Below are 24,041 nucleotides of genomic sequence, written 5' to 3'. Positions count from 1 at the left end.
TTCAGGCTTCTTCAAACCCGCCAGGCGTTGCAGCCCGGCGGGTTTTTCATTTTACAGGTCAGCGTCTTCCACCGGAACGCAGATCGGAGCCTTGGTCTGAGGCTCGATGAGGATTGTCACATCGACATCGAAGACACGCTTGACGGTCTCGGGTGTCAGGACATCCGCCGGGTGACCTTCGGAGATGATCGCGCCATGTTTTAAAAGAACCAGATTGTCAGCGTAGCGTGCGGCCTGATTGAGGTCGTGCAAGACGGCGACCACTGTCACGCCGCGTTCGCGAACAAGCTTTCGCGCAAGACGCAGGGTATCGATCTGATGCGAAAGGTCGAGAAAGGTCGTCGGCTCGTCGAGTAGGAGAACGCTGGTTCGTTGCGCGAGCGTCATCGCAATCCAGGCGCGCTGTCGCTGTCCGCCGGAAAGCGTATCGAATTTCTCGCCCGCGAGATGTGCCGTGTCGGTGACTGCGAGCGCCTCTTCGCAGGCTTCGTCGTCCTCCTTCGTCCATCGGCCAAACAGGGTACGGTATGGGTAACGGCCCTGCCGGACCAGATCCCTGACCGTCATGCCTTCCGGCGCCGACTGGTTTTGCGAGAGAAGCCCGATCCGTTCCGCCAGTTCCTTTCGTGGAAATGTTGAGATCGAGCGTCCGTTGATCAACACGGTGCCCTGCTGCGGCCGGATCAGGCCAGCAAGTGCGCGGAGGAGAGTCGATTTTCCGCAGCCATTCGGACCAAGGAGCACCGTGAAGGAAGCTTCGGGAATGGAAAAGTCGAGGTCGCGCAGGATAAGCCTGGTGCCGTATCCTATGGAGGCGGCGCGGGTTTCCAGGATAGGGAGGGCAGACTGATCAGACATTTCTCTTCCGCCACATCAGGTAAGCAAAGAAAGGCGCGCCCAGAATAGCCGTCATCAATCCGACCGGTAGCTGTGCCGGCATAAACAGGGTGCGGGCTGCAAGGTCGGCAGCAACCACCAGAAGTCCGCCGGCAAGCGCCGTGACCGGCAGCATGAGACCGTGAGAATGACCCACGAGCAAGCGAGCGACGTGCGGCGCAATCAGTCCGACGAATGCGACCAGACCTGCCGCAGCGACGGCGGCGCCAGACAGAACCGCGCAAAGGACGAACATGACGGCACGGAGCAGTTCTACCGGTTGCCCCCGTGCTCTTGCCGTCTCGTCCCCAAGGGCAAGAAGGTCCATTTCCCGCGCAATCAGTCCACTACCGGCCATTCCTATCGCCAGCCATATGACAAGTGTACGGATTTTCTCCCAAGTGCTGTTGTAGACGCTGCCGGAGAGCCAGATCATCGCTCGCTGCACGGCTTGGGGGTCTCCGAAGGCAGAAATGAAATTGGCTCCGGCCCAGGCCAGCGAACTGAGGCCGATGCCAATGAGAATGATGCGCAGCGACGAGCTGCCGCTGTTCCATGACAACGCATAGATCGCAAGGGACATTGTGAGCGCTCCGGCGAATGCCAGCCACGAAAGGAGGTGTGTGGGAGGCACCTCGAATTTGACGATGACGATAACCGCAGCGAGTGCCGCGCCGGCATTGACACCGATCAGGCCCGGCTCTGCCAGCGGATTGCGAAGCACCGACTGTGCGATCATGCCGGCAATTGCAAGCGATGCACCGACCAGGAAACCCATGATAACCCTTGGAAGGCGAATATCGCGGACAATCTGTATGGACTGCAAGTCCGCCACCGGGCTGTCGGTGAGCACCGCAATAATTTGCGCCAACGCGACTGGGTGGTCGCCGATCGCCAGTGCCACGAACAGCATGACGGCCGTCATGCCCAATAGAACAAGAACACTCCGCATCAACCAATCCCGCCAGCGCGCGATCGCGCCAGCCAGATGAAGAAAGGCGCGCCAACCAAGGCAAGCGTCACGCCGACCGGAATGTCGATCCCTGTCAGGCTTCTTTGCAGCCCGTCTGCCGTGACGACCAGTAAAGCTCCCGATAACGCGCAGAAAGGTAAAATCCAGCGGTAGTCGACGCCGAGGCTCAAGCGGACGATGTGTGGCACCACCAGTCCAATAAATCCGATAGGGCCTGCGAGCGCAACCGAACTTCCAGCCATCAGGACCACCAGGGCTCCCGAAAGAAGTCTCCATAACAGGACATTCTGACCGACAGCCTGCGCGACATCCGCCCCCAGACTGAGCGTCGTCACCTCTCTTGCAAGCAACAGAGTGGCAGCAACTCCAGCCAGGGCAAAGGGTACCACGGCTGCGACGGCAGCCATTTCTTTTCCCGTCAATGAACCAACCGACCACATTCTGATCGTGTCGATGGCTTTCATGTCGAAGATCAGAAGCGAAGCGGACACCGAACCGAGGAAAACGCTCAGCACCGCGCCTGACAGAGCGAGCTTAACAGGTGTCACACCGGATATGCCGGCTGACGCGATCAGATAGACGATGACTCCTGCTACTGAAGCACCACCGAAGGCGAACCATAGGAACACCAGCGGAGATTGCGCGTCGAAGAAGACGATGGATATGACGACCGCAAAAGCCGCCCCGGCGCTGATGCCCAGCAGATCGGGTGAAGCCAGCGGATTGTTTGTGACCGCCTGCATCAAGGCTCCGGCAACGCCTAATGTGGAGCCTACGATGATGGCCGTGAGAATGCGCGGCAGCCTGATCGTGGAAATCACTAGGTCTTGATGTGTGGTTCCCTCCGATATGATGGCATGCAGCGCGTCACCCAGCGGTATCGCTGTCGTACCGATTGTCAGCGACCACAGGCTCAGAAAAGCAAGGAGAAGTGCAAGCAGGCCAAAAGCAAAGATCCGCATCGCAGGGCTGTTGCGCCTCGTCGACGTGACGATCGCCATTTCACGGCCTCGAAATGATGTAGGTCTCGATGTCATCGAGAACCTTATTGGCGGACGCTAGACCGCTGAACTCCATCCAGGTGGCTGCGTCCACTCGATAAGCGCGGCCTGCTTTCACGGCCGGCAGCATTTTCCACAATGGGTTCGCCAGCACCGCCTCATGCCTGCCGCTGGTGGCTGAATCGTTGGATCCGCCGACGATGTAGAGCAGGATATCCCCATCCAGGCCGGCCAGCCCCTCGAAATCGAGCCGTTTCGTGCCGACCTTCGTTTCGGATGTTTCGAAATCCGTACGACTGACACCCGCCTTACGCAGCACATCGAACGGCGCCCATGCATCGGGTTCATCAAGGTAAACCTGGAACTCCCAAGGCGTGATTCGGACGACGGACACGCGCACATCCTTGGGAACCCGCTCGCGAACGGATGCAACCCGCTTTTCGTATTCGGTGAAGCGACCTTCCATTCCATCCGCGACGCCAGTGATATTTGCCAGCGTGCGATAAAATTCTTTCCAGTTCGCTCCGGTGAGCAGTGCGGTGGGAGCCAATCGCGATGCCATCTGGTACGCTTCCTCGCCCAGAAAGTCGCTGCCGATGATGAGATCGGGCTGAAGCGCGACAATCTTCTCGATGCTGGGCTCCATGAAGGAACCGAGATCCACGACACCAGCAGCCTCAGCTCTGGATTTCAGATCCTCATCACTCATCCCGAAAAGCGGAGCGCCGACGACAGGCAGGCCAAGCTCCAGCGCTATGCCAAGGCTGAACGTCGGGACGAGGGCGACGATCCTCTTCGGCTCCTTGGGAGCGCAGAGCGGCGGGTGAAGAAACGCGCCGTCCTCGATGAGCCGACCGTCACATTGAGCGAAGACGGGAGAAGACAGCAGCATGCTTATGAAAACCAACACAACAACGCGCATGAAAATCCAAAGATGACATTCTTGTTCATGTTAAACTAGCTTGGCGAGCCGATCCGCGCAATGCTGAGAGACGTTTGCGGCCTTTCGCTTATCCCAGCTTTTGCTACCTTGGAGGTTAAGATCCGTCATCGTCCTCAGGAGAGGCGAAGGAATCCAAGGTGCTGAAGTTCTATCCTCATAGTCATCGGAAAGGCAGGGCAACACTGTTGCGCCCGTAGGCGCGTCAGCCGGCCAGCGCCGCGGCGTCGATACATTGCGCTACAAATGATGTGGCGAAAGGCTGATCAGCCTATCCAGCAAGGAAGTGCCCATTTAACACTGCCGCCGGATCTCGGAGTATGTCGCCGCTGCGGATGCCGGTACGGGCAATTGCTTGTCGTTTCGGCCGATAACGCCAGACACGAGTGCGAGCACCAGTGCCGCTGCCGACAGGAAGGCGCCAGCCCAGTCGGGCGTGGCGTATCCAAAGCCGCCGGCTATCACGGCACCACCAGCCCACGCGCCTATGGCGTTGCCGAGGTTGAGCAGACCGATGTTGACCGCCGAAGCAAGATTCGGTGCGCCGGCTGCCCGTGCATTGTCCGTGACCAGCTTCTGGATCGGCGCGACGGTGGCGAAGCCGAAGGTCGCCATCAGGAAGATACAGATGGCCGAGGCGATCTGGCTGTCGGCGATATAAGAGAAGGTCAGCAGAACGATGGCCTGCGTGGCGAGCGTTACATAGAGCAGCAGCATCAGCGCCCGGTCTGCGAAGCGTCCCCGAGAATATCGCCGACGAACAGCCCTAGTCCGAACAGCGACAAAAGCCATGTGATTGCGCCCTCGGTATAGCCGGCGACCTCTGTCATCATACGGGCTAAATAGGTGATGGAGGTGAAAAATGCCGCGGGACCGAGGATCGTGATCCCATGGCAAGTAGACACGAATATCGGTGAAAGCCGCCAGCTCTCTGCGCAAGCGCGGCGGTTCGTGGCGCTCGCCGCGAGGCACCAGCAGCAGCACCCCTGCGATGGCGATAATACCGATCACCGTTATCGCGAAAAATGTCGCACGCCACGATACGGTCTGTGCCAGCCAGGTCCCTGCCGGTGCTCCGATCAGCGTGGCAAGGGTCAGTCCCGTGAACATGAAGGCTATGGCACTCGTGCGACGATTGGGGGCGAACAGATCGGCCGCCATGATCGAACCTATGCCAAAAAAGCGCCCATGTGTGTGAGGTGATAACGCGACCGACGAGAGCGATCGGATAGGATGGCCCCACCGCCGTGATGATGTTGCCGGCGATGAAGAGAACCAGCAGTCGGGACCGTCGTTGCCCCGACAAGCCATCTGTGCCCAGCACGACCGACGCGGTATTCGGGCCGTGGATATAGGCAGCGACTTCAGGACCCATCTCGTTGATGCCCGGCGAAATACTGATATGCGGAACGCCACGCGACTGGCAAACCACGGCGACCCGCCGCAGATCCGGGAGGGTGGGGGCCGAAAGATCGGTGAGCGCCTCGTGGGCCAGGCGGTCGATGATGCCCGGCGTGAGGGCACGGTCATTTCCCTCTGCCCGTTTTCCAAAGCTCGGATTGAACATCATCCGGAATGGCAGGACGTTCTTCGGACATCATCAACTGGCCGGGAACACCACATGCATCGGCTTCGTCTAGGTCAGTTCATACGCTTTTCTCTCACAAGATTATACATTGCCAGTGCGGCGACCATCAGAACAGAGATGATGAAGATGGCGCCGGACATGGCGTAGATCACGGGGGAGGCGCCGGAGTTCATCTTGCTGAAGAGAACGACGGGAAGGGTATTCTGACGTCCGGCGAGATAGAAGGCGCGCGTGAACTCGTTCAGCGACAGCAGGAACGAGAAGATGAAGGCGCTGACAAGGCCCGGGCGGATGAGCGGCAGCGTGATATCGACGAACTGCCGCCACCGGCCGGCGCCGAGATCGGCTGCCGCCAGCAGAACGTTCTGCCGCACGGCCGCAAAGCTTGTGAGAATGACGATGAAGGCGAACGGCATCGCCCAGAGCAGGTGGCCTGAAATGACCGTCATCATCGAAGCCTTCACGCCGATCCGGGTAAAAACGGCGGAGAGCGCCAGCCCCTGGACCACGCCGGGCACGAACATGGGCAGGAGGACCGCGAGAATCCACGTGGTTCGCCCGAGCCGCAGCTCGACATAACCGAGGGCGGCCAGAAGCGACAGAAACGTTGCGAGAACAGCCGTGACGAACGCGATCAGGAAGGATTGCTGGAGCGCGCCGATCAGGGCCTTCTCCCGTGGAAGCGCCATATACCAGTCCAGGCTGAGCGCCGACAGGCTCGGCAGGCCCGGCTGCAGCGCCGGATTGAACGATATCGCGAGCAGATAGAGCGGCGGCGCGTAGATCACCAGCAGGCCGAGAACGGCGATGACCCAGAGGACGATGCGGTTGCCGAGACCTTCGTGGACGGTCATCGTTCCTCCTCCCCGAACAGCGATGCCAGTCCGAAGGCGGCATTGCCGATCAGCACGAGCGCGAAAATGACGGCGAGGACGACCGTGGAGATCGCAAAGGCGAGGGGGTAGTTGGCGACCCGCATGACGTCGTTGATCATCACCGAGACGATGGAGGCGCCGGCGCCACCCAGCATCTGCACCTCCGTGGACGAGCCGGCCACCATGACGAAGACGAACAGGAAGCCGGCAAAAATGCCGGACATGGTCAGCGGCACAAGAATTGTGAGGACAGCGCGCCAGAAACCGGCGCCGAGATCCTGTGCGGCTGCCATCAGGTCCGGAGAGACGCGTCTGAAGGCGAGCACGAGCGGAAAGACCGCGAAGGGAAGATAGGAGGCGACCAGTCCGACCACGACGGCAAAGTTGCTGAACAGCAGCCAGTCCAGCGGTGCTTGCGTCAGGCCGAGCTGCTGGAGCGTCGTATTGACGATGCCGGTTCGCCCGAGGACCAGCCGCCAGGAAAAGGCGCGTATGAGGTAGGAGGTAAAGAAGGGGATCGTGATCAGAGCGAGAAGCAAGGTCTGCAGGCGCGGCCCGCTGAGGAAATGAACGGCATAGGCGATGGGAAAAGCCAGAACCACGCACAAGGCGGCTGTTCCCGCAGCCTTGAGCAGGGTCGAGACGATCACCGTCCAGCGACCCGCGTCGAGGATCGCGCTGTACCCAGCAAGGCTCAGATCCGGCTTGATCCAGTAGGTGGCGGGATCCCAGGTCCAGAAACTCCAGACCAGCACCAGCACCAGCGGCACGACGCCGAGCATGAGGATGGCAAGGAGCGGCGATGCGATGAGGGCGAGGGGGCGACGGTTCATGGGCGGGATCCGGTTGACGGCGCCGGCGGCAAGGATTGCCGCCGGCCTTCTCTGGAGATCGCGGAGCTCTCCGTCACGCGATCAGGCATTCCGCAGCTTCTGCCACCATTCCTCGTAGAGCTGGAAATTGTCTGGCCGCGCGTTCTGCCAGAAGACTTTGCCCGCAAACTTCGCCTTGACGTGCTCGGCAAGTTTTTCGACCTCTTCGGGTGCATATTCCGTCGGGTGGGCCTTGGCGTAGTCGAGGTTCTTGTCGGTCGGCACGATATAGCCGCGCGCCTTGCCGAGCTCGCAACCATAGAAGCCGCCCAGGAGCCCGTCGACGAACCGATGCGCCGCTTCAGCCGTTCCGCGGTCTTCGGCGCCCTTCAGCAGCACCGTATTGTTGCCCCAGCCCTCATAGCCCTCGACGGGTGCGGCATATTCCACCTGAAGGCCACGCTTGCGACCTTCGTAGACGATCGGTTCCCAGCCGGTCATAGCATCAACTTCCTCGTCCGCGACGAGCTGCACGCCCTGCTCCCAACCGTTCCAGAAGGTGCGGAACTGTCCGTCGGTCTTGTGCTTGATCAGGAATTCCATGACGAGGCCGAGTTCGGACTCCGACAGGTTTCCCGGGTCCTTGATCGGCTGGTTCTCGCTTTCCTTCAGGTACATGGCAGTGAAGATGGCGCTGTTGATCCAGGCATCCTCCATGGCCACGCGGCCTTTCAGCTTCGGGTCGAAGATGGCGCCGTAGCTGTCGATCTTGCCGAGCTTGTCGGGCCGATAGATGATCGAGTCCGCATTGATGACGGTGGGAATGCCGTACTGCTTGCCGTCCTGCTTGAGATAGGCGATGTCCTTGGCCCACGACCAGACGCTTTCGTAGTTCGGAATCTTCGAGAGGTCCCATGGAACGATGGCGCCCTGACGGGCGAGTTCCTTTTCCGCGCCGCCCTGGAAACCGCCGACGTCGAACAGATCGTTGGCGTTCCCCGCGGCAAGGCGGGCGATGACGGGGCCGAGATCGTTGCCGTTGTCGGTGAATTCCGGGGCTACGCCGGCCTGGGTCGCGAATTCCGGCCACTTGTCGGCGATGTCGAGCGTTGCGGTTGCCCAGAAGGCGACCGTTCCCGCCTCCTGTGCAAGGGCGCGCTGCCCAAGGCCGAGGCCGCCGGCTGCCAGAGCCGTGCCCCCGAGGCCCATGAGTTTCAGGATCTGGCGCCGGCCGATATTGCTGGCGAATGCGGAAGGCACTGGACGTCTCGTCATGGTCGTTCCCCTTTTTGTTAACCTCCGGCGCGTCAAGCGGCCGGCGGCATTCCCGAACCTGATAGAAGCATCGCTGCATCCGGAAGAAGCGAAAGCGGTACCTGCGTGCCCGGCTTCATCGTCGCCGCGGGACTGTCGCTGGAAACAACGGCCACGAGGCTTTGGCCGTCCGCAAAGGTAAGGCGCACATCCGTCTGCAGCCCGCGAAACGTGGTCGCCACGACCGTCAGAACGAGATCTGCGGTGTCGATGCTCTCCGAAATCCGCAACCTGTCCGGTCGAACGGCGACGAGGCTGTCGGCGCCCAGGGTTGCCACTGGCGCTCGGAGCCGCAGAGACTGGCCACCAACGATGGCGTGGGGACCGTTATCCCGCATCTCGATCCGCTCCGGCTTGAGCAGGGTATCGATGCCGACGAAGCGGGCGACGAAGCTGTTGGCGGGATGCTCGAAGAACTGCGCTGGCACACCCAGCTGCTCGATCCGGCCCTTGTGCATGATCGCCATGCGATCCGATAGGCTCAGCGCCTCATCCTGATTGTGCGTGACGAGAATGAAGGTCGCGCCGGTTCGCCGGTGTAGCCGGCCGAACTCGTCGCGCATCTGCTGGCGCAGGCGCTCGTCGAGGCCCGTCAGCGGCTCGTCGAGTAAGAGGATGCCCGGTTCCATGACCAGGGCGCGGGCAAGAGCGACCCGCTGGCGTTGTCCGCCGGACATCATGCCGATCGTGCGTGGGCCGAAGCCGGGAAGCTCGACCAGATCCAGCGCATCCTCGACCTTCGCCTTGAGAGAGGCCCCGGAGAGACCGCGCAGTTTCAAACCATAGCCGACGTTTTCCGCAACCGTCATGTGCGGGAACAGCGCGAGACTCTGAAAAACGGTGTTCACGGGCCGCTGGTTGGCGGGAACGTCGATCACGTCGCGGCCATCGAACAGGATGCAACCTTCGCTCGGGCGATCGAACCCGCCGATGAGCTTCAGGAGCGTGCTCTTTCCGCAGCCGGAGGAGCCGAGAAGCGTGAAGAACTCGCCGGCCTTGATCGAGAGATCGATGCCATCCAGCGCCGTGATGGGGCCGTAGGAGCGGCTCACCGACTGTATGTCGATTGCAATCGCCATCTAGCGTCCTCCCCGTCCGGCTTCGCGAATGACCATGATGCCGTTTGCGGTCAGGTTCAGCACCTGATCGGGTTGAACGAGGCTGGTGGTCGTCGCCTCCTCGACCAGCAGCGGGCCGGGGATGTCCTGCTCGATGGGCAACGCCAAGCGATCATAGACGGGGCAGGGCAGCCATCCGCTATCCCGGCCGAAATAGACCCGTCGTTCGCCTTTCAGCGCCGCCTCGAGCGATCGCCCGGCCGGGCTCTGCACAGACAGCGTGATCACAGGGCCTTCGAGGACGGCTTCGAGGTGTATCGTCGTGATCTCCACCGGCGTCGTCGTCAGACGGAAGGCATAGGCGCGCTCATGCGCCGCGTGCAGCCGTTCGGAGAAGCTTTCCACGGTATCGTCGACGGAGAAGCCCACGAACACGCCGTGTTCCTGACCGCGATAGCGCGCCTCGACCTGATAGAGGAAGCGGATCGGGGCGTCTTCGTCCTTGGCGAAGTAGGTCGTCGCTTCCCTTTCGAGGCCGGAAAAGCGCTCAGCGAGGGCTGCAAGAGCCTCGTGCGACAGAGGCGCGAACCAGGTCGACCGGAAATCCGCCCGCGGCTCGGCGGCCAGCATGCCCCAGGCAGAGAAGATGCCGGAATGCGGCGGGACGATGGTCGCCTTGACGGCAAGGTCGCGACCAAGGCGGCTAGCCAGCGCCGGGCCGGCGCCGCCGCTGATGATGAAGATGGAATCGCGCGGATCGTGGCCGCGCTGCACCGTCACTAGCTTCAAAGCGTTGATCATGCTGGCATGCGCAATCTCGATGATGGCCAGTGCGGCATCCTCCACCGACATGGCGAGGGGACCGGCGACGGATGCGATCGCCTCGGACGCTTTGGGCACATCGAGGCGCATCGTCCCGCCGGCAAAACTCTGCGGGTCGAAGATGCCGATGACGACGAGGGCATCGGTCAGGGTCGGCCGGGTGCCGCCGCGATTGTAACAGGCAGGTCCCGGGGAAGAGCCGGCACTTTCCGGCCCCACGCGCAGGCGGCCCTGTTTGTCGAGGTGGGCAATGGAACCGCCGCCCGACCCGATCTCCACGATATCGACCACCGGTACCTGGACCGGATGTCCGGGGGTAATGCGGGTATGTTCGAGCTTGTAGTCGACGTTCAGCGTCGGCCGCCCCTCATGGATCAGCGAGCACTTGGCTGTCGTGCCACCGACATCGAGGTGGAGCACTTCGCTCTCGCCCAGCAGGCGCCCGATACAGGCTGCCCCGGCGACGCCGCCGGCCGGTCCGGATTCCACCAGCGTCAGCGGGCGCGCGGTCGCCTGGTCGAATGTGGAGATGCCGCCGTTCGACTGCATGGCGTAATAGGGACAGGTGAGATCGCGCGCCATCAGGGCGCGTTCCAGCCGTTCGAAATAGCGCTGAATGATCGGCTGGACGTAGGCATTCAACACGACGGTGTTCGACCGCTCATATTCGCGCCATTGCCGGGAAACGGCATGGCTTGCACAGACGGTCGCCTCCGGGAGCGCTGCGACCAGCAGGCGGGCGCACATCTCCTCGTGCAGCGGGTTTGCGTAGCTGTGGAGAAAAAGGATGGCGACGGCCTCAATCTGCTCGGCCTTGCAGGCCGCAATGATCGACGCCAGATCGGCCTCCTCGAACGGAAGAACCACGTTTCCTCTGGCGTCCATCCGTTCACGGACCTCGAAACGCAAGTGGCGCGGGACGAAAGGTTCGGGGCTTTTGAACTGGAGGTTATAGAGGTCCGGCCGGTTGCCGCGCCCGATCTCCAGCACGTCCCGAAACCCCGCCGTCGTGACCAGTGCGGTTCGCACGCCCTTGCGCTCGGTGATTGCGTTGATCACGGTGGTGCCGCCATGGGCAAAGAACGTCACGTCGCGGGTGGCAAGGCCGTCGGTCGCCTCGCAGGCGGAGATCGCGTCGAGGACGCCCTTGGATTGATCCTCCGTCGTCGTCAGGCTCTTTGCGGTAAAAAGCCGGCCATTGCGCTCGTCGTAGCCGACGAGATCGGTGAACGTCCCGCCGACATCCGTTGCCAGTCTGATCATGATGCCGCTTCCTCGTAGCCGTATATCTCAAGCGCCACATCCCGCGTCACCCGTCCGTCACGCAGATCCTGCTCGATCCTTGGCCGTTCGCGCTCCTTCGGATCTCCCCAGCCGCCACCGCCACCGGTAACGATCCGCAAGATATCGTTTCGCGCGAGATCGAGATGCGCGATGCGTCCATGAACATCAAGGCCTCCGGCGTGCCGTTCGATCTCGAGCCGATTTGCGGTTCCCTCCGCCCCGCCGTCAACGCCCCAGGGGAGGGTTTTCGTTCGGCCGAAGCTGGCATAGGCGGATGCTTCCGTTGAGAGCACCTCGTACTCCCTGATGATGCCGAAACCGCCGCGTCGGCGCCCGGCGCCGCTGCCGCCTTCGACGTTCAGCGCGTAGCGGCGAACCCGCAGCGGAAAGCGGGCTTCGATCACCTCGACGGAATAGTTGTAGGTGTCGCCATCCGTCAGCGCGATCAGCGCGCCGGCTCCGTCCTCGTCCGGCGTTGCGCCCCAGCCGCCATGTTGCGGCTCGATGTGGATGAAGGGCATGCCGGTTTCATCCCGGCCGGAAATGTAGACGACGCAGAGGCTGGAATAGGACCCGGCGGAGAACCGTCCGGGCTGGAGCGGCGCCAGCGCCTTCCAGAGCAGTTCCGACGCGTGGACCGAACCCTCGTAGTACCAGCCGGTCGGCGAGGGCAGTTCCGCCGTGAACACCGTGCCCGGCGGACAGACGACGTCGAGGGGGCGGAACCACCCTTCGTTGGATGGCGCCTGTGGGTCGATGAGGGCCTTGACGATGGTCTTGACGGCGGATTGCAGCGCGCCGCGTGCGCAGTTGATGGGCCCGGCGACGGCGGGCGGGCAGCCGGTAAAGTCGGCGACGATCTGATCCGCCGCAATGGTGATCGTGACCCTGACCTCGATCGGTGCGTCGGTGACGCCATCGCCGTCGATCACGTCCGTTGCCGTATACACGCCGTCCGGTAAGGCGAGGATCGCTGCGCGCGCGCTGGCTTCGCTGGTGGCGAGAAGATGCGCAAAAGCTGCCTCGACCACGTCCGCACCGTACTTGGCCGCAAGCTCCGCCATCCGACGACCGGCGACGCGAACGGTGGCGATCTGCGCGTTGAGATCGCCAAGAGCCATCTCTGGCATCCGGACATTGGCGGCGATGACGTGAAGGATCTCGTCGCAGAACGCATCGGCCCGCATCACTTTCACGCCGGGAAGCCGCAGGCCTTCCTGAAAGACGGACGTGGCGTTGGGCGCAAGACTGCCGGGCACGGAGCCTCCGACATCGAGGTAGTGGGCGACGTTGATCGCGTATGCCAGTATCTCGCCATCGACGAAGAGCGGCTTGACGATCGCGAAGTCGCAGGCATGCGTGCCCCCGGCATAGGGGTCGTTCGTCAGAAGCACGTCGCCATCGGCAAGTTGTTCGCCGAATTGCGCGATCAACGCCTTGACCTGTACGCCGAACGTGCCCGTGAAGAGCGTGATGCCGTTCATCTGCGCGACGAGCTCGCCATCCCGGGTCAGGAGGCCGCAGGCGAAATCGAGCACTTCGTAGATCACGGGGCTCATGCTGGTGCGGGCCATCACGATGCCCATCTCATCCACGGTGGCAACGAGCTTGCCCTCGATGATTTCCTGCGTCACCGGATCGACGGCGTTCTGTCCGGACAGCATGTGGACCCCCTTGGTTCGTGCAACACAGCGTAGGAGGGGATGGGAACGCGGCATAGCCAGCCAGACGGGTGGGATGCGGCCAGCGATACCCGCCCGAACGGGTGGGCAAGGGTCAGAACGTCAGGGAAGCAGGCCGGCTGTGCGTGCTGCCGCCACCGCGCCCGTGCGGGTCGTCACGCCGAACTTCGCAAAGATATTCCGGAGGTGGAACTTGACCGTGTTGTCGCTGAGGGACAGTCGCCGGCCAATATCCTTGTTTCCCAGACCCGCGCTCAGAAGCTGCATCACGGCCTGTTCGCGTTCCGTCAGGCCGCCGGTCTTCGTGACGACCGGAGACGGCGATCCGGCCGCCTGCAACAGACGCTGCAGGACGACGCCGGGCACCGGTGCTGCGCGGGCGAGCGCAAGGATGTCACTGACAAAGGCGGGCCCTTCCGACAGGAGCACGGCGCGATAATCCATGACGGGCAGGCCGAGCACGAGATCCGAAAGTTGGCTGGCGGCGGTCGTGCTGTCGCCGGCAGCCATCGCCAGCCGGATGCCGAGAAGACGCAGCTCCATCTGGCGTAGAACATGCGGCTTGCGGGCCTGGCTCGTTTCCAGCAGGGAGAGCAGATCGCGCGCCACGTCGAGGCGGCCCTGCGCCAGATGCATCCGCACCCACAGAAGGGCGGGCACCGTTCCCCGCAGCCGCAGCGACAGGTCGTTCGGCTGGTCCGCCCGCGCCGCCTTCTCGCCGAACCCGCTTGCTTCGGCATAGCGCGCGGCTTCCGCGAGATCGCCCGACGCGATCAGCAGCGCGACGCGCTCGCCATCGATCATCCGGACCAGCCGGTCGAAACCACGCCGCCTTGCGGTTGACCGCGCCCGGTCCATGGCCGCGTGCGCACCGATCGTGTCGCCCGAAAGGATGAGAACGCGCTGCTGCGCCAGCAGGCCGGCGGCCAGCGGATCAAGCCACGTGTCATGCCGTTCGACGTGCGGCAGCGCCCATGCAAGCGCACGTCCGGCCTCCACGATGTCCCCCCGCATCGACAGGACCTCGCATTTCAGCACATGGCCGACGGCATCGAAATCGCTGCCACGACCGATATGCGCAGCGACCTCGGTGATCAGGCGGTCATAGGCTTCCTCCGCCGAGATCATATCGCCGCTGAAGAAGGAGGCCTGGCCGATATGGGTATAGAGGTGCAACGCTCCGAAATCCGCACCGCCATCCCGGAACGCCTGCATGGCGAGATTGCCATAATGCAAAGCGCGATCGAGGTCGGTGCGAATCAGGAAATTATAGGAGAGCATGTTGAGCGAGAGCGCGCGATGCACGAGCTCTCGGCCGGAGTGACGGCCAAGGTCGCGCTCCAGTTCTCCAAGATCTGCGCTGCTGACCCAGCGGTCGGTGTAGAGCGACACAAGAACGCGCACGACCCGAAGCGCACTCGCCAGCCCTTCGTCCATGGTGTCGGCTCCACGGGACACGATCTCAAGGTAATAATCCGCCGCATCGAGCTGCGCCGTCTTGGCGCTGACGACGGCAAGGCCGAGCGTGGTGAGAGGGTAGGCCGGTAGATCGATCTGTGCCGCCTCGTCCGACAGCTTGCGGAACAGGGCCGCACCGCCTCGATTTGTCGTGTACACCCGCCGCCAGCCTCCGGCCGCCTCGATGATCTCCGCGGCAAGCTCCGGCGCGCCGGCGGCGAAGGCATGCTCGACCGCGGCCTCGATATCGCCTTCTCCGGCAAACCAGCGCGCGGCACGGGCAAGGATCGCGCTGCTGTCGATGCCGAGACGAACGGCCTCCTCCTTCAGAAACCCCGTGAGAACGGGATGCAGGCGCAGCCATTGTCCCTCGTCATCGAGCACCGCGATGGGCAGGGCCTGTTCGCGCAGGGAGGCAAAGGCTCCGACGACCGTTTCATCGCAGAGCGCGGACACGAGCCCCCGGCTGATGGCCGGCAGGGACGACGTTTCGAGAAGCAGTCTCTGCAAGGGAGCTGAGAGGCTTGAGAAGACCTGCTCCGACAAATATTGTCCCATGTCGCCGCTGCGGTCCCTGAACGCGGAGAGGATGGCCGGACTATCGGCGCCGGACTCCTCCAGCAGAATCCGCATCATCTGCAGGGCGACCGCCCAGCCTTCGGCACGCTCGTTCAGGCTCTTCAACTGCGGGCCGCTCAGCGAGGCGCCATCGCCGCCAAAGAAGGCCTGCGCCTCGTCGTCGGAAAATCCGAGCTCGGCAAGCCCGATCTGCTTGACCTCCCCGGCAAGGCGCAGGGCCGATGTCGGAAATCGTGGCGCACTGCGGGAAACGAGCACGAACCGGATATGCCCGAGCTCGTCATGCGACAGCAGCCGTGCGACGATCGCCTCCGTGCCATCGGTCTGGGACGCATGATAATCATCCAGAAACAGGGTCGCCTCCGGCTGAACGCGCTGCAGACGCGTGACGAGCACGGACAGGAGCGTTGCGACGGACACGGAGCCAGCATCGATCGGCTTGGCCGGATGGTCGAGGATCTGGTCCAGGGCCTCGACCATCGCTAGCAGAAACCGGCTCTGGTCGCTGTCATCCGGCCCGAGCGAAATCCATGCGGGCGTGAGGCCTTGTGACAGAAGCCGGTGATACCATTGCGCGGCAAGCGATGTCTTGCCATAGCCGGCCGGCGCGACAAGGATCGTCAGCCGTCGTTGCCGGGGCAGCGACAGGAGATCGAGAAGCCGGGGGCGTGCGACTTTGCCCGCGATCGAGGGCGGTCGAAAGCGGGCTTGCCGGCGTAGCGACGATGTGGGCAGCACGGCTCTCGGCATTTTTTCCAGGCATGAAGAACGGCTCGCAACAGGGGCGAACTGGGCGATCTTATGGCCTCGGAGCCTGTTTGGAAACCCGGACGGCTTCAGCCTCCGTCTTCCATTGCGGGTTGCAGGTGAAGGCGAGATAGATGTTCCATGGCAAAGTCTACCAAGGGCATTTATTCTCCGGAATCTCGGTCGGAGTTTGGCGCAGTCAGCAATGGCAGAGGCCATGTCGTAGGAGCCCTTGAGTGAACGTAATTGCCCACGTCGAAATTCCTGTAACAGATCTCAATAGAGCCATGCGCTTCTACAGTGCTGTGTTCGGGGTGAACTTTGGAGACGTTGTCATAATCCACGACAACAGAATGGCCTATTTCCCTTTCGAAGAAGGTGGAGGTGGTGCCAGCGCAGCGCTTGCCCAAGGCGATGTCTACGTTCCCACCCGAGATGGAGCAATCATCTATCTTAATGTCGCAGACGTTGACGACGTTCTGGCCAAGGCTGTTGGGTATGGGAGCGAGATTTTGTTTCCAAAGATACCGGTGAACGAGATTGGGTTTGTCGCCGAAATTGCTGATAGCGAAGGTAACCGCATCGCAGTTCAATCACTATGATGAGGGCGAACACGTTGGTTTTAAAGATCAACGCAAAAGCCCGTCGCGGCCGAACGCTTCCCAATCATCCAGTTTTGCAGCTGCCTCATCCGGTCCCGCCGGTGGTGACGCCACCACACTCCGACCCTTTCTCAACGAACGGGTAAGCTTGGCTTTGTAAGCCGCCCGCCGTCGGTTTTCGGCGGCAGCGGCCAGGTCGTCCTCTCGCCATTCATCGACCCTCCCGCTATTGAGGAGGTCTTCGACAACCCTGGGATCGAAGACATGAAAGGTGATCTTCTTGGCGCGGCCTGCCAGTCGGACTGTTCTTGTTCCGGCACTCGGAAGGCGACCGTCCGCCAGCCAGCGGTGTCTCTCGCCTGGCTTGATCGTCAGAATGTCCTGGATTTCGCGCGGGATCACCGGGAGGCTTTCGATATCTTTCATCGCTGCAGAGATAACGCCGGCGGCTGCGTTGAATTCGGTCTTCGCACTGGCGGGCATCGCAAGAACAAGTTCCCCAGACTCCAGAACGAGCAGTTTCTTCGATGATGCCGGCAGTCGCGCGCGCATTTCCAGAAGAATGCCTTTCGCGCGCACCGATGAGCCGAGCGTCGCCGCTGACGGCAACGTCCAGGTCCGCAGGAGTTCGACGTCATCTTTCTCGCGCTTCGACATGGCGGTGAGATGGGCCTCAGATCCGACCAAGTCAACGCAGGGAGCGTTTTCCCCTCTTGCTCCGCGATCACGGGCGTCTGCCGTGCGGACAGCCTTGGCTGCATGCGGCGCTTCTGACGGAAAGTTTATCTCGGGCAGAGATAGCTTCGCGATCCGACATCCCCATCTTCAGAGCAGTTCGACGTCCTTTCCGCTACCTATCGGTGATCGGGACAGCAAGCCACAGAGGAGAATGTCATGAGCGCTGCGCTCGGACCATACGTGCAGATGGTTAAACTCGCCCAACAGATGGCGTTGATGTACCAGGCGGACAGGAACCTCGATCTGGGTTTGCTGGTGTCGCATTACGTCGAAGAGGTCGAGGTGAACGTGCGGTCGGACACATTCGATCATCTGGGCTTCATCGACAGGATACGGGGCGAGCTGTCGAGCGAAGCGGCACAGGCGGGAGATGGCAGACGTGGAGAATATCTGCGGATGGTCGTCGAGGCGCTTCACGCATGCGCTGGGTCTCTACCGAGTGCTCTGGACGCTGAACCCTTCGGCGCGGAAAAGAGGATGTGACGTCTAGCCGATGGTGACGTTCGTTGCCATTGCCGCCGTCCGCGCCATTGCATCGGCCAGTTCATTGCCTGGAATGTCATCGTGTCCGCGACACCATGCAATGCGAATGCGAGGGTTGGCGGTGAGCTGACGGTCAAGCTCCTGCCATAACGCGGCGTCCTGTATGAAACGCTTTCGCTTCTTTGGATTTGCCTCGATACGGCGCCAACCGTTGTTTCTCCAGATAGCCCTGGAGATCTGACACCCTTTCACCGTCTGGCTCGAGTCCGTCCAGATGGTGGCGGACGTGTCGGCACGTTCGTTTGCGATCCACGCCGCTGCTTTCAAAACAGCCAAAAGCTCGAAAGTGTTGTTCGACATCCCGGTCGCAAACCCAAGCGCCCGATGGATCTCCTGCCCGTGCTGGAAAACCACGAACGCCCACCCACCGGTCGAAGACTTCGGGCGGAAGGAACCGTCCGCGTAAACGTCTAACAAGTCTGCCTCCAAAACATCCCGGATCTTGATATGTCGTGGCTCTCGTCACGATGTTGAGACCATCAGCCGACTGTTGATGTACCGCTTGGGACCGTCTCCACTCAAATCTTACTTTTCCCGAAATGTATGCGAGCAATGTGCATGATGGTTGCACAATATCATCCGTCGGCATGCCCCGTGCCTCACTATAGGAGTGATGGTCTCAGGTTCTATGATCCATAATCCAACTGAGTGATCGATTGCGACTGGGGTGATGAACGATGGCGTAATCGATTTATGCCGAGATCGGCCAAAGGCCATGGCAAATCGACAAAATCCTCTATATTTAAGTACGATAGGAAATTAGGATATCGGCTGATCTGACTGTTGAGGAAGCCCTACCCGCGTCGCACCGGCGCGTATCGAGCATCCCAATGACGAGCTGCTGGACCTTCCGCTTGAGATTGTCGCCAACGCCGAACGACTTGGCCGGGCTCTCCATTCCGGAACCGACAGCCCAACTGGCCTGCACCGTCAGGATCATGAACACCGACTAGAGTAGCCATCTGCCGTTAACGCGGATTGGAACCGCAGCTTTCCAGGTCGGGCCAGCCATTTTTTGAAACTTTCAGATAGACCCCCAACCCCGCTTGTGCGGGAGCTCGTGCTTAATGAAGATATATTCTGAACGTTCTTTGAAGTTGCGTAGCGAGAACGCTGCAAGGCTACGCAAGGGGCAAAGCAACTTTTCCGATGGAAAAATCTGGAGGCCATTGCGAGCATATCCTTTCAAGCATATTATAATATCCTCGAAAGGATATGCATCATGCCGCTCTACATCAAAGATCCGGAAGTTGATATGCTCACTGAAGAGCTGATCCGCTTGACCAAGACATCTAAGGTTGATGCCGTGAAAACTGCCCTCCGGCGCGAGATCGCCAGCCGCAAGGGCAGCTTGCCCATGCGCGAGCGCTTGGCCAAGTCCCTCGCGATGGCGCGGGACGCCGGTCCCTTTGCGCCGGGGGACCACAAACGCGAAACTGACGAAATGTGGGGCGAAGACTGATGCTATTCGTGGACGCTTCCGTGGCCGTCGCAATCCTTTCCGGCGAAGAGGACGCCGGCGAGGTGATGCAGCGGCTCGAACAGCACGGTGGCCCCTTTTACGTGTCGGCCGTGGTTCGCTTGGAAGCCTCGCTTTCGCTGACGCGGCGCATGGCACAGGCGACAGGCCGCGACCGTCCTGCTACGCCTGACATGCTCGCTAAGGCGCGAAGGATGGTCGATCAGTTCTTCGCGGACCTTGAAGCCAAAGAGGCTATGATCTCGGGAGATGTGGGGACCAAGGCGCTTGACGCTGCACAGCAGTTTGGGAAGATCGTCAATCACTCGGCAAAACTGAATATGGGCGATTGCTTCACTTATGCCTGCGCCAGGGCTTACCGCACGAAGATCGCTTACAAGGGCAACGACTTTGCCGAAACTGATCTAGGCTGGTGACCGTCAATAGCAACGCGCGAGGTAGTCATGTCCGAAGACGTATCGCAAATTCTCTACACATGCTCCCCATGCCGCCGCGCCGAAGGCGATGGCTGCTATCAAGACATTGCATATTGCTCCGGGAGGTCTTTTGATGGGCGGCTGCAGAGCGGCAGCTTACCGCCTAGTCGTCGCCACAACCGGACCGTCCTGACACGGCCTGATACCAGCCATTCCAAAGAACGACTTTTTTGTCACAACAAGATGACTAATACCGGCATGGCTACTGGACGACGGGGTCGTTGGTTCGAACCTTTTCAAGGCGCTAGGCCTATTTCACAGCCATGCTCCAGCGAGGCAGATATGAAAATTGGTTGATGAGTTCAACAATGATTGGATTGATCGCAGAGGGGCTGTCATTCTGCTAAACATTCGATCATCCGAGATATTTCATGAAACGTCCTACCATCGCCGATGTTGCTCAGGCGGCCAGCTTGAGTGTCGCCACAGTCGATCGGGTCTTGAATGGTCGCCTTCCTGTTCGCGAGGAGACCGCGCGTAAGGTCTACGAAGCGGCGGAGAAGCTGGGCTTTCACGGCGCTAAAATTATCCGTCAGCGCATGATGGCTGATTTGCCGTCTTATCGGTTCGGCATTATTCTGCGGAAGGAGCGACAGCCATTCTATCAGGCTTTCGCCGAACAGTTGAATGCGGCGGCGGCGGCCGTGAAGGATCGCCATGTCAGCCTGACGATCGCTTACGCCATTTCAGGCGAGCCGAGCGAACTGTCGGAACTGATGCTCGGCATGGCCGGCAAGGTTTCGGCCATCGCGGTGACCGGGCCGGATCACTATGATGTGACGGCCGCAGTTTCGACGCTGAAGGCTAAGGGCATTCCGACGTTTGCCCTCTTGACCGATCTAGCGCAAGGCGTGCGGGAAGCCTATCTCGGGACTAACAATATGAAGGTCGGCCGAAGTGCGGCTTGGATGATCTCCAAACTGTCGCCTTCGCCGGGAAAGGTGGTCCTGTTTCTCGGTGGCCACCGGTTTCACGGACATTCGCTCCGTGAGATGGGTTTTCGCGCTTACATGCGCGAGTTCGCACCGCAGTTTCAGGTTCTCGATGCTCATATCAATTTAGAAACCCGGCGGCTGACCTATGAACTCCTGATGGATACGCTGTCGCACCATCCCGATCTCGTTGGCGTCTACTGCATGGGCGGTGGTATGGAGGGTGCTATCGAGGCGCTGAAGGAGAGCAAGCGCTCGGAGAAGATCGCCTGCCTCGTCAACGAACTCACGCCGGAATCCCGGCAGGCCCTGCTCGAGCGCCGAATCTCGGGCGTTTTCCAGACGCCGCTGGTCGAACTCTGTGCCGACCTGATTGCGACAATGGTGCACACGATCGAACACGGCATGGCGGAAAGTCCCGGGCAGCGCTTCTTTCCGGCCCTTCTCTGGGTTCCTGAGAGTCTATGAGGGAATGATAGAAAAACGTCAGCATCGCGAGAGCGTTTCTATCAGGAATGACGGCTCGACCCTCTCATGACGTGTTGACCCGTCGGGCCGACTGCGGAATTGTCCCCCTGCGGTGACGAGGTAGGAGCTCACCGCTTACGCAACAAGATCCTTGTTTCCCGTCACTGGTTCGCCAGCGGCATCGGACACGCATGCCCATAAACAGCCGCGTAACGGCGGCAACACGAATAAAGTGGAGGAGAACCCGATGAAGAAATATTTCCTGGCGACAGCGCTCGCAACGATGCTCGCGACAACGGCCTCGGCCGAGACCATCGGCGTCTCGATGGCGCTGTTCGACGACAACTTCCTGACCGTTCTTCGCAACGGCATGACGGACTACTCGAAGGATCTGAAGGACGTCACGCTGCAGATCGAGGACGCGCAGAACGATGTCGGCAAGCAGCTGAGCCAGGTGCAGAATTTTGTGGCGTCCGGCGTCGATGCGATCATCGTCAACCCGGTCGATACCGATGCGACCGTCGCGCTCTCGCAGGCGGCGGCTGCTGCCGGCATCCCGCTGGTCTATGTCAACCGGCAGCCGGTAAATGTGGACGACCTTCCCGAGAAGCAGGCCTTCGTGGCATCCGATGAACAGGAGTCGGGCACGCTCGAAACGAAGGAAGTCTGCCGCATGCTGAAGGCTGCCGGCAAGACCGAGGCGAAAGCCGTCGTGATGATGGGCGAACTGTCCAACCAGGCAGCGCGTATGCGCACCCAGGATATCAAGGATGTCCTTGCCACGCCGGAGTGCAGCTTCATCAAGGTCGTCGAGGAGCAAACTGCCAACTGGTCGCGTACGCAGGGCGCCGACCTGATGACCAACTGGCTGTCCGCCGGCGTTCAGTTCGACGCCGTGATTGCCAACAATGACGAGATGGCGATCGGCGCCATTCAGTCCTTGAAGTCGTCCGGGCGCGCGATGGACGATGTCATCGTCGCCGGTATCGACGCGACCCAGGATGCTCTGGCGTCCATGGCCGCAGGCGAGCTGGATGTCTCCGTCTTCCAGAACGCCGCTGGCCAAGGCCGCGGTGCCGTTGATGCCGCGCTGAAGATCGCACGCGGCGAGCCGGTTGAGAAGAAGGGTTACGTCCCCTTCGAGCTCGTGACGCCTTCGAACCTCAAGGACTATCAGGCCAAGAACTAACCTTCTTCGCGACAAAGGGGGAGGCGGGAACGCCTTTCCCGATCCCACCATGGAGGGTTTGCATATGGTCAGTCCGCGAACTGCCGAAGCCATCAAGCACGTCATCGAAGAGACGGAGCGCCACGGTCTCCTTTCCATCGAGGGTATCCGCAAGGAGTTCCCGGGTGTCGTCGCGCTCGATAACGTTCAGCTGCGCGTTCGCCGCGGCACCGTGCACGCCCTCATGGGGGAAAACGGTGCCGGAAAATCGACCCTGATGAAGATCATCGCTGGTATCTACCAGCCGGATGCCGGCGAAATCCGCCTTCGCGGGGAAGTCGTTACATTGAAGTCGCCGCTCGATGCGCTCGAGCAGGGCATCGCGATGATCCATCAGGAGCTGGCCCTGATGAACTGGATGACGGTCGCCGAAAACATCTGGATCCGGCGGGAACCGAAAAACCGCTTCGGCCTCATCGATCACGGCCGGATGGCGGAGATGACCGCCGATCTTTTCGCCCGCCTCCGCATCACGCTCGATCCGCGCGCGCAGGTGTCGGAGCTGACGGTCGCTCAGAAGCAGATGGTCGAGATCGCCCGCGCCGTAAGCTACGATAGCTCGATCCTCATCATGGACGAGCCGACATCCGCCCTGACCGATCGCGAGGTCGAAGGCCTGTTCTCGATCATCCGCGACGTGCGCGAACGCGGGATCGGCATCGTCTACATCACCCACAAGATGAACGAGCTTTTCGAGATCGCCGACGAGTTCACCGTATTCCGCGACGGGAGATATGTCGGCTCCCATCTGTCGACGGACGTCAACCGCGACGACATCATCCGCATGATGGTCGGGCGCGATATCACCGACATGTTTCCGAAGATCGAGTGCCCGATTGGCGAGGTCATCCTCGAGGTTCGCAATCTTACGATTCCCGGCGTCTTCCACGACATCTCGTTCTCGCTCCGGCGCGGGGAGATCCTGGGGCTTGCAGGGCTTGTGGGGTCGAAACGGTCGAACGTCGCCGAAGCTATCTTCGGGGTCACGCCTGCCACATCCGGCGAGATCCTGGTCAACGGCACGGCGGTGACCATCGGGAGCCCGAGCGCTGCCATGGCGCAGGGCTTTGCCTTCCTCACCGAGGATCGCAAGGAGACGGGCTGCTTCCTGAGCCTCAATTGCCTGGAAAACATACAGTCGGCGCTGATCACGCGGTCGCACGTCAAAGGCGGTTTCGTCGATCAGTCCACCGTGACCAAGCTTGCCGAGGACATGGCCCGCCAATTGAGGGTGAAGACCCCGAACCTCTACGAGACTGTCGAGAACCTCTCGGGCGGCAACCAGCAGAAGCTGCTGATTGCCCGCTGGCTCCTGACCAAGCCGCGCATTCTCATCCTCGACGAACCGACGCGCGGCATCGACGTCGGCGCCAAGTCGGAAATCCATCGGCTCATCACCGGTCTCGCGGCGGAGGGGGTCGCGGTGCTGATGATTTCGTCAGAACTGCCGGAAGTGCTGGGGATGAGCGACCGCATCGTCGTCATGCATGAAGGTCGCGTGTCCGGTGTTCTCGACCGCGCCGAAGCCACTCAAGTCAAGATCATGGACCTCGCTGCGCGCTAGT

22 protein-coding genes are annotated in these 24,041 nt (G+C 61.3%); 8 read left to right on the top strand and 14 right to left on the bottom strand.

What is annotated here, in order from left to right; genetic code table 11:
- Window positions 1-51: 51 nt before the first annotated feature.
- From C8J33_RS12700 to C8J33_RS12680, 5 genes are all read right to left on the bottom strand, one after another.
- Complete coding sequence (locus C8J33_RS12700) at window positions 52-858, bottom strand: ABC transporter ATP-binding protein (protein ID WP_132664583.1); 807 nt, start codon at window positions 856-858, stop codon at window positions 52-54.
- Entirely contained in the window at window positions 851-1,828 is a 978-nt protein-coding gene (locus tag C8J33_RS12695; protein WP_132664582.1) for a FecCD family ABC transporter permease, read from the bottom strand. The genes C8J33_RS12700 and C8J33_RS12695 overlap by 8 nt, the downstream gene beginning before the upstream one ends.
- Window positions 1,828-2,850, bottom strand: coding sequence for a FecCD family ABC transporter permease (locus tag C8J33_RS12690; protein WP_132664581.1), 1,023 nt, complete (start codon window positions 2,848-2,850; stop codon window positions 1,828-1,830). The genes C8J33_RS12695 and C8J33_RS12690 overlap by 1 nt, the downstream gene beginning before the upstream one ends.
- Window position 2,851: 1 nt before the next feature.
- Entirely contained in the window at window positions 2,852-3,772 is a 921-nt protein-coding gene (locus tag C8J33_RS12685) for an iron-siderophore ABC transporter substrate-binding protein (RefSeq protein ID WP_132664580.1), read from the bottom strand.
- Between the two features lie 312 nt (window positions 3,773-4,084).
- On the bottom strand, window positions 4,085-5,101 hold the full coding sequence (locus tag C8J33_RS12680) for an MFS transporter (RefSeq protein ID WP_422038151.1): 1,017 nt from the start codon (window positions 5,099-5,101) through the stop codon (window positions 4,085-4,087).
- A gap of 91 nt (window positions 5,102-5,192) precedes the next feature.
- On the opposite strand from C8J33_RS12680, the gene C8J33_RS12675 reads away from it, so the two are divergent.
- The gene (locus tag C8J33_RS12675; RefSeq protein WP_132664579.1) at window positions 5,193-5,525 is read left to right on the top strand and encodes a GNAT family N-acetyltransferase; all 333 of its coding nucleotides are present in this window, start codon (window positions 5,193-5,195) and stop codon (window positions 5,523-5,525) included.
- Here the strand turns inward: C8J33_RS12675 and C8J33_RS12670 are convergent.
- From C8J33_RS12670 to C8J33_RS12640, 7 genes are all read right to left on the bottom strand, one after another.
- Window positions 5,432-6,232 carry an ABC transporter permease gene (locus C8J33_RS12670; protein WP_132664578.1) on the bottom strand — a complete coding sequence of 267 codons (801 nt, stop codon included), beginning with the start codon at window positions 6,230-6,232 and terminating at the stop codon, window positions 5,432-5,434. The two genes, C8J33_RS12675 and C8J33_RS12670, sit on opposite strands and share 94 nt — an antisense overlap.
- The gene (locus C8J33_RS12665) at window positions 6,229-7,086 is read right to left on the bottom strand and encodes an ABC transporter permease (protein WP_110808017.1); all 858 of its coding nucleotides are present in this window, start codon (window positions 7,084-7,086) and stop codon (window positions 6,229-6,231) included. The genes C8J33_RS12670 and C8J33_RS12665 overlap by 4 nt, the downstream gene beginning before the upstream one ends.
- Before the next feature lie 81 nt (window positions 7,087-7,167).
- Window positions 7,168-8,340 carry an ABC transporter substrate-binding protein gene (locus C8J33_RS12660; RefSeq protein ID WP_132449401.1) on the bottom strand — a complete coding sequence of 391 codons (1,173 nt, stop codon included), beginning with the start codon at window positions 8,338-8,340 and terminating at the stop codon, window positions 7,168-7,170.
- Window positions 8,341-8,372: 32 nt separating this feature from the next.
- Window positions 8,373-9,458 carry an ABC transporter ATP-binding protein gene (locus tag C8J33_RS12655; protein ID WP_132664577.1) on the bottom strand — a complete coding sequence of 362 codons (1,086 nt, stop codon included), beginning with the start codon at window positions 9,456-9,458 and terminating at the stop codon, window positions 8,373-8,375.
- A complete protein-coding gene (locus tag C8J33_RS12650) occupies window positions 9,459-11,522 on the bottom strand; it encodes a hydantoinase/oxoprolinase family protein (protein WP_132664576.1) in 2,064 nt (687 codons plus the stop codon).
- On the bottom strand, window positions 11,519-13,207 hold the full coding sequence (locus tag C8J33_RS12645; protein WP_110802773.1) for a hydantoinase B/oxoprolinase family protein: 1,689 nt from the start codon (window positions 13,205-13,207) through the stop codon (window positions 11,519-11,521). The genes C8J33_RS12650 and C8J33_RS12645 overlap by 4 nt, the downstream gene beginning before the upstream one ends.
- A gap of 120 nt (window positions 13,208-13,327) precedes the next feature.
- Entirely contained in the window at window positions 13,328-16,000 is a 2,673-nt protein-coding gene (locus C8J33_RS12640; RefSeq protein WP_245507166.1) for a LuxR C-terminal-related transcriptional regulator, read from the bottom strand.
- Window positions 16,001-16,245: 245 nt separating this feature from the next.
- Between C8J33_RS12640 and C8J33_RS12635 the strand changes: the two genes are divergently transcribed.
- Window positions 16,246-16,611 carry a VOC family protein gene (locus C8J33_RS12635; protein ID WP_132664574.1) on the top strand — a complete coding sequence of 122 codons (366 nt, stop codon included), beginning with the start codon at window positions 16,246-16,248 and terminating at the stop codon, window positions 16,609-16,611.
- 27 nt (window positions 16,612-16,638) lie between these two features.
- On the opposite strand, the gene C8J33_RS12630 is transcribed toward C8J33_RS12635, so the two are convergent.
- Window positions 16,639-17,268 (bottom strand): hypothetical protein, encoded by a 630-nt coding sequence (locus C8J33_RS12630; RefSeq protein ID WP_132664573.1) that lies wholly within the window; start codon window positions 17,266-17,268, stop codon window positions 16,639-16,641.
- 237 nt (window positions 17,269-17,505) lie between these two features.
- Here C8J33_RS12630 and C8J33_RS12625 point away from each other — a divergent pair, with 237 nt between their 5' ends.
- Entirely contained in the window at window positions 17,506-17,832 is a 327-nt protein-coding gene (locus C8J33_RS12625; protein ID WP_207904033.1) for a hypothetical protein, read from the top strand.
- 3 nt (window positions 17,833-17,835) lie between these two features.
- On the opposite strand, the gene C8J33_RS12620 is transcribed toward C8J33_RS12625, so the two are convergent.
- The gene (locus tag C8J33_RS12620; RefSeq protein ID WP_245507165.1) at window positions 17,836-18,309 is read right to left on the bottom strand and encodes an RNase H family protein; all 474 of its coding nucleotides are present in this window, start codon (window positions 18,307-18,309) and stop codon (window positions 17,836-17,838) included.
- 805 nt (window positions 18,310-19,114) lie between these two features.
- Between C8J33_RS12620 and C8J33_RS12615 the strand changes: the two genes are divergently transcribed.
- The 5 genes from C8J33_RS12615 (at window position 19,115) to C8J33_RS12595 (ending at window position 24,040) form a co-directional block, all read left to right on the top strand.
- Window positions 19,115-19,354, top strand: coding sequence for a type II toxin-antitoxin system VapB family antitoxin (locus tag C8J33_RS12615; RefSeq protein WP_132664571.1), 240 nt, complete (start codon window positions 19,115-19,117; stop codon window positions 19,352-19,354).
- Window positions 19,354-19,788, top strand: coding sequence for a type II toxin-antitoxin system VapC family toxin (locus C8J33_RS12610; protein WP_132664570.1), 435 nt, complete (start codon window positions 19,354-19,356; stop codon window positions 19,786-19,788). Before C8J33_RS12615 ends, C8J33_RS12610 begins: the two co-directional genes overlap by 1 nt.
- Before the next feature lie 431 nt (window positions 19,789-20,219).
- Window positions 20,220-21,248 carry a LacI family DNA-binding transcriptional regulator gene (locus tag C8J33_RS12605; protein WP_132664569.1) on the top strand — a complete coding sequence of 343 codons (1,029 nt, stop codon included), beginning with the start codon at window positions 20,220-20,222 and terminating at the stop codon, window positions 21,246-21,248.
- Window positions 21,249-21,495: 247 nt separating this feature from the next.
- Window positions 21,496-22,437 carry a sugar ABC transporter substrate-binding protein gene (locus tag C8J33_RS12600; protein ID WP_132664568.1) on the top strand — a complete coding sequence of 314 codons (942 nt, stop codon included), beginning with the start codon at window positions 21,496-21,498 and terminating at the stop codon, window positions 22,435-22,437.
- A gap of 64 nt (window positions 22,438-22,501) precedes the next feature.
- Window positions 22,502-24,040 carry a sugar ABC transporter ATP-binding protein gene (locus C8J33_RS12595; RefSeq protein WP_132664567.1) on the top strand — a complete coding sequence of 513 codons (1,539 nt, stop codon included), beginning with the start codon at window positions 22,502-22,504 and terminating at the stop codon, window positions 24,038-24,040.
- Window position 24,041 lies beyond the last annotated feature (1 nt).

Source organism: Rhizobium sp. PP-CC-3G-465 (assembly GCF_004343445.1).
GTDB lineage: Bacteria > Pseudomonadota > Alphaproteobacteria > Rhizobiales > Rhizobiaceae > Ferranicluibacter > Ferranicluibacter rubi.
Note: the sequence above shows the minus strand (reverse complement) of the source record. Positions and strands in the feature narration are given on the sequence as shown.